General features: G+C 42.0%; 8 protein-coding genes and 2 pseudogenes. 7 read left to right on the forward strand and 3 right to left on the reverse strand.

Annotation, left to right across the window (positions count from 1 at the left end; translation table 11 throughout):
* On the reverse strand, positions 1-232 hold a 232-nt coding region (locus G468_RS0118915; protein ID WP_026824265.1), incomplete at its 3' end, for an IS3 family transposase.
* An 88-nt stretch (positions 233-320) separates the two neighbouring features.
* Between G468_RS0118915 and G468_RS24100 the strand changes: the two genes are divergently transcribed.
* From G468_RS24100 to G468_RS0118945, 7 genes and pseudogenes are all read left to right on the forward strand, one after another.
* Positions 321-506: a hypothetical protein gene (locus G468_RS24100; RefSeq protein ID WP_155847050.1), complete on the forward strand. Its 186-nt coding sequence runs from the start codon at positions 321-323 to the stop codon at positions 504-506.
* A 36-nt stretch (positions 507-542) separates the two neighbouring features.
* On the forward strand, positions 543-1,082 hold the full coding sequence (locus tag G468_RS0118920) for a hypothetical protein (RefSeq protein ID WP_026824266.1): 540 nt from the start codon (positions 543-545) through the stop codon (positions 1,080-1,082).
* Positions 1,083-1,094: 12 nt separating this feature from the next.
* Positions 1,095-2,267: a MobP1 family relaxase gene (gene mobP1, locus G468_RS0118925; RefSeq protein WP_135679029.1), complete on the forward strand. Its 1,173-nt coding sequence runs from the start codon at positions 1,095-1,097 to the stop codon at positions 2,265-2,267.
* Positions 2,268-2,312: 45 nt separating this feature from the next.
* Complete coding sequence (locus tag G468_RS0118930; RefSeq protein ID WP_026824268.1) at positions 2,313-3,272, forward strand: Rpn family recombination-promoting nuclease/putative transposase; 960 nt, start codon at positions 2,313-2,315, stop codon at positions 3,270-3,272.
* 3 nt (positions 3,273-3,275) lie between these two features.
* Positions 3,276-3,788: a DNA-3-methyladenine glycosylase gene (locus G468_RS0118935; RefSeq protein ID WP_026824269.1), complete on the forward strand. Its 513-nt coding sequence runs from the start codon at positions 3,276-3,278 to the stop codon at positions 3,786-3,788.
* 278 nt (positions 3,789-4,066) lie between these two features.
* Positions 4,067-4,372 (forward strand): annotated as a pseudogene (locus tag G468_RS0118940) (type II secretion protein E); the annotation flags it as partial.
* Between the two features lie 159 nt (positions 4,373-4,531).
* On the forward strand, positions 4,532-5,308 hold the full coding sequence (locus G468_RS0118945) for an N-acetylmuramoyl-L-alanine amidase (RefSeq protein WP_026824271.1): 777 nt from the start codon (positions 4,532-4,534) through the stop codon (positions 5,306-5,308).
* 141 nt (positions 5,309-5,449) lie between these two features.
* On the opposite strand, the gene G468_RS22145 is transcribed toward G468_RS0118945, so the two are convergent.
* On the reverse strand, positions 5,450-5,788 hold the full coding sequence (locus G468_RS22145) for an Hsp20 family protein (protein WP_246067618.1): 339 nt from the start codon (positions 5,786-5,788) through the stop codon (positions 5,450-5,452).
* A gap of 124 nt (positions 5,789-5,912) precedes the next feature.
* A pseudogene (locus tag G468_RS25530) lies at positions 5,913-6,046 on the reverse strand (IS91 family transposase); the annotation flags it as partial.

Genomic DNA, 6,046 nt, shown 5'->3' on the forward strand with positions numbered 1-6,046 from the left:
GTTGAACTTCTAATTCTTGTATGCGCTGTTGCTCGGGTGTTAACGCTTTTGATTTTACAGGCGTATTCCCATTTAACTCGGCAAGATATTGTTGCTTCCATCGTGATACGGCAGATTTACCCGCACCGGATATTTTTTCAACTTGGATATTGCTATATCCACCTTCAACCATGAGTTTTGCATATTCCAGTTTTTGCTTTCCGCTAAAGGTTACTTTTACTTTTCGGGTCATATTTATACCTATAAGATTTTGCTTAATTATAAGCTATAAATCTCTACAGTTTTATTAGACCACTACAAAACCAGACAGGTGGCGAATGATGGGTAACGTCGTATGTCTCTACAGCATTTTTCTTATGCGTAGTTTTGTATGCCTATCTGCTCCACCTATACCAACAGTAACGATTGGAATATTGAGTATCAAGATGAATAGAGGTATGCCACAAAGCCACCATAAAACACAAGACCCGGATAGTCGTAGCCACTACAAATGTGCACATTTGTAGCTCTCGCCAGCCGCTACACGGGTTTTTGGAGGAAGGATGAAATTTATTAGCTTTAGAATATCGAGTGATAATTATAACAAATTAAAGGATGTGATAATAAAATTAAGTGGTAAAAAGCCAGCCGCTTTTTTTTCTGTTCTTGCCAATAAAATTATTTCTCAATATTCGACAGAAGTCGATACCGTCTCCTGTAAAGAATCGACATTATCAAATGTGAGGCAAATCCGTTTATCTGATGAGATGCTTAATCAGTTGACTCTGCAAGCGGATTCCCGGCACTGGTCAGTGGCGAAAGAAATAAGATTTATGTTAAACCTTGCCATGACCACGGAGCCTGTTCTTCTGGATGAGGAAGTGGAAGAATTACGCCGGGCAAGAAATGCCGTCAATACGGCGGGGCGTAATCTGGCTACGATTATTCGTCAACGTCAGTATAATGATGTAAAAGAAACAGAATTGTGGGAAGCGGTGAAAAAACTCAATAAGGACGTTGAGGATGTGAAAAAATCCGTGCGGCAATTGACTAATGCTGCTGTGAATGTGCGTAGTGTAAAAATCCGTAATACGCCAAAATGATAAGGTGATGTTATGTCAAAAAGAATAGGTAAAAAATCGGATGATGAATATAAAGCTCGTAAATTACGGGGGCAACAGGAGCAGGCCAGACGGACACCTTATAACTTTAAAATGCGTAATGGTGGCGCGAAATATGAAAAAAACATCCAAAGCCGGATGTTACAGCAGGGGGCGAGTCGTGAGGTAATGGTAAAAATTACCGGCAGCGCTAACCGGCCTCGCGGGGTTAAAAATGAAATAAACTATATTGCACGAGAAGGGGAAATAACTTTACGTGATAACAATGGCGTAGAATATCACATAGCTGTCCGGGAGCAACGAAAAGAAGCGTATGAATCGCTTATCGATGATGAAGATAAAAAGCAGTACACCCATGACCGTTCACCTAATCTTGTGCATAATATGGTTTTTTCATCCCCGAAGATAGCGGAGGTATCGGAAAGGGATATGATTAAAGCGGCAGAGGAGACACTAAGGGAAAAATATCCTGAAAACCGCGTTCTGATTGCATATCATACTGATAAAGAACATCATCCACATGTTCATGCATTGCTTCGCATTCCTGATAATGGCGGTAAGCGGATTAATATTCGTAAAAAAGACCTGCGCGAGTTACGCGAGAAGTTTGCCGGAAACCTGCAAAAAATGGGCTATAACGTCAAATGTACCCATAAATATGATTTTGGGAAGAAAGAGCAGCTTAAACGTGAGCCTGATCGTCTACGCAATCTGTTTGAAGTGGTTGAGTTCGGTCGGACAAATTATCTGTTTGATCCAAAAAACAAGCAGCAAAACTATATCACGCTGCGCACCCTGAAAAACAAAACAGAGATGACACGATGGGGTAGCAATATTGCTGATGAAATCAAGCGTGAAGGGGTAAAAGTCGGCAGTGTGATAAAAATGCGCAAGGAGGGTGAAACAACAGTAAAAGTACCGTTGACAGACGGGCAGGGCAATCAGCAGGGATGGTCAGATCACAAGCGCAATAACTGGCGCATCGAAAATCAGGGTGCAATGGGCATAAAGCCCGCGCCGTTTGATAAATTGAAACCATTGGATACCTCAGAGCAGTTGTTGAAGCAACAGCGCGGTTTTTCGCTGTTTAAACAAAATCAGGAAGCGACAGTTAAACTTCAGGAGAAACAAAAGCTGGGTATTCGCGTCGGGATATTCAAATTTTAATGTGAAAGAATGGCGAGGGTTATCCCTCATAGGTATAATGCATTAATGAAAAAGACACTTTCCCACCATGACAGTCTGTTTAAGAAATTCCTTGGTGATATCACCATCGCAAGGGATTTTCTGCAAATTCATTTACCGGAAAAACTTCGTCAATTGTGTGATTTTAGTACGCTGGCGATGGAGTCCGGAAGCTTTATTGAGCCAGACCTGCGTAGCCAGTGTTCGGATATGCTCTATTCAATGAAGACCACAGCGGGTCATGATAGTTACGTCTATTGCCTTATCGAGCACCAGAGCAGCCCAGAAAAGCTGATGGCATTTCGTTTGATGCGCTATGCGGTGGCGGCGATGCAACGGCATCTTGAGCAGGGTAATGACACCTTACCTGTGGTGATCCCGATGCTGTTTTATCAGGGTAACACTTCGCCGTATCCCTACAGTACCCATTGTCTGGATTGTTTTGCTGATCCAGAGCTGGCAAAGTCTGTTTATATGCAGGCGTTTCCGCTGGTTGACGTTACGGCGATCCCCGACGAAGAAATTGTCACGCATCGGCACGTTGCCCTAATGGAGCTGGTGATGAAGCATATCCGTACCCGCGATATGCTAGAGTTAAGTCAAGAGATAGCATCCTTGCTCAATCAGTGGGTATTGCAGCCTGAGCTATTTCGAGGATTAATATGTTATATTGTAGAACGAGGAAATACTTCTGATGCAAAGCAATTTTTGCATCAGATTGCGGAAAAAGCGACTGATTATCGGGAGGTAGTGATGACTATTGCAGAGCAGCTACGGCAAGAAGGTGAGAAACTTGGTGAACAGCGGGGCATAGAAAAAGGTATCTTGAAAGGCCGTCAAGAAGGAATACAGCTTGGCGAACAAAAAGGTGAGAAAAATGCCTCAGTTAAAATAGCTCGCCAGCTTTTAGCCAACGGCGTTGATCGGGCGATTGTCAAAATGTCAACGGGGCTGTCTGATGCTGAGATTAATGCACTGATGGATTAATCTGTGTCGAGTAATACTATTTTACCTCGCTCATTTTATGAGCGTGATACGCTTTGTGTGGCAAAGGATTTGCTGGGAAAAGTTTTAAAGTTTGCTGATTATTATGGCGTTATCAACGAAGTGGAAGCCTATATAGGGCAGGATGATCCGGCCTGTCATGCCGCGCGAGGCTGTACGCCACGAACAGCAGTCATGTTTGGTGCTGCCGGGGTTTCCTATGTTTATCTTATTTACGGCATGTACCATTGTCTGAATATTGTGACCGAACGTGAAGGATTTCCGTCGGCGGTTTTAATTCGAGGTATAGAATTAGAAAAACCGATGCGTCTTTCTTTGGATGGGCCGGGTAAACTCTGCAAAAAATTAAATATCACGAAAAATAATAACCAGATTGATTTAACACAATCGAATTATTTTTGTGTTTACGATACCACGGCCAGACCAGAATATATGACCACACCAAGAATAGGCATAAAAGTTGGCACTGATAAATTATGGCGTTTTAAGTCAATGTAAACACCGTTAAGTACCAAGCGCAATATGTGCCTACATTCATTAATATATCCTTGCCGATTTTCCTCTCAGTCGCTATAATCGAGGTGTTAATCCTCAATGGTTAACCGGGTGTAGGAACCTGAGTTTTTCCTTGGCGACAGATGACGCGCCCCGCGTCTTTTTTATGTCGAAAAAAGCCTAAGTATGCCTGTAAATTATGGTGGCTCAGGCGGGGCACCCGTAAGGGTGGCCGGTATCCAAGGAAGCCGGTATTCCTACCCTCGTCTGGGCTACCCTTCCTGATTGAACAGTATTGCCAGCCTGAAAAGGTGTTTATGCGCCATTTTGAAGGCTGCGAACACTGTTATCACGGGATTGTCGGGCGGATTGTGGTAGCCGAAGTGATTGCCCCGGATGCCCAATTTTTTGAACTGTACCGGACAAAAAGTAAAGCGGCCGCGAAAACCTACTGGCATCGAAAACTAGGTGGCATGACCCGTAATCAGCACGTTCTGCACTACATCCATGCGGGAGAAGTTGACCCACTGGCCGCGCATTTCATTTGCCCGATTGATGAAGACAGTTATACGTTGTTACCGCAATAAAATCCTCTCCCACACTGAATTCCGCATGCTGTTTTTACGCACTCATTTTTATTGTTGACTTTATGACCAGTTTGTAATGCTGTTTATTTATACAGTATAATGTAGATGTGATTTTGTTGAATTAACAATTAATCTAACATATAGAGAAGAGAGGAGCTTATGTATCCAATTGACTACAACTCGTATCGTTCTGTAAAAAGCTTTAATCGCCGTGTACGTTTCCTTGTCATGCATTATACCGCGGCTAATTTTAAAAGTTCAGTCAATATGCTAACCGGTAGCTCAGTTAGCGCGCATTATCTTGTTCCTGATCCATCTGACCAAACTTATATTGATGCAGGATTTAAAAATATGTGCATATTTAATCTGGTTGATGAAAACGAGAGGTCTTGGCATGCAGGTGTGAGTAATTGGGCTGGTCGTAACAACCTCAACGATACCGCCATTGGTATTGAAACAGTTAATCTAGCGACGGACAATAATGGTGAGTTTACTTTCCCACCTTTCCACCCACAACAGATAGAAGCCATCATTGAGTTGTCAAAAAATATTATACAACGTTACCCAGACATCTCCCAAGTCAACGTTATTGGGCATTCTGATATTGCACCGGGGCGGAAAAGTGATCCTGGAGCGGCTTTCCCTTGGGAAGATCTTTATAAGGCCGGTATTGGCGCATGGCCAGATATAGATACCATTGAGAAGTACAAGAAAAAGTTTATTTCTCAAGGTATACCTGAGCGTAACGCTATTATAAACTTATTCAATAAATATGGCTATTCAGTCCAAAATGCAAACAACGCTGATGGTTTTAAACAGTTAACAAGAGCCTTTCAACTACATTTCCGTCAAGAAAACTATGATGGAGTTATGGATACGGAAACCATATCGATACTAGCTGCTTTATGCGAAAAGTACAAAAAAATTCAAAGTTAATATTTATTCAAAAAATCATCACTTTGTACATCCACTATCGATAGGAGTACTTTTTCAAGCCACTTTAAATTTTGTTTAACAGAGTACTGCTTTTTAATGAATGTTTAATTTTTAAACGCCCCAATTCGGGGCGCTATTATATTAAGCTGCATTGTGTTCCAGAATACGTCCTGATTCATTTTGAACGCCAATGGCGATTTTCTGTGGTTTTTCCTGTTCGGGAATATCATAAGTAAATTGAAGGGTTAATAATCCTTTATCCAGATTGGCCTGCTGGATGGTTATCCGATGCTCAAGTCTGAAACTTAAGGAAAAATCGCTTTTTCTAATCCCCTGATGCAACCATTTGATGCCATCTTTTTCTTCGTTAGCCTCTGTTTCCTCAACCTTCGGTTTACCGCTCAGGGTTAACTGGTTATTAAGCACTGAAATATCGAGTTCATGGTTAGGAAATTGAATCGCTTTTAAAGTGAGTAGCAAAAGCCATCCCTTATTGCAAAAAGGAGATGGGGATCGATTTATTGTGTTTAGTGCCAGTTAACATTTCCTCAGAGAGTGTAATTTCTAACCTGATTTCCTTATTTTAGACACATTGATCCTGCGTTTAGCTGCGTAACCATCGCTTTTTCTCCAGGTTATACAGTCTTTCTGACAACAATTCCGTTGCTTTTTTACCCATTTGCGCCCCGGTGAAAAGCAGCCTGTCGCCACACAGAATACATTTGTACGGATCGGTAC

This window comes from Arsenophonus nasoniae DSM 15247 (genome assembly GCF_000429565.1).
GTDB classification, from domain to species: domain Bacteria; phylum Pseudomonadota; class Gammaproteobacteria; order Enterobacterales; family Enterobacteriaceae; genus Arsenophonus; species Arsenophonus nasoniae.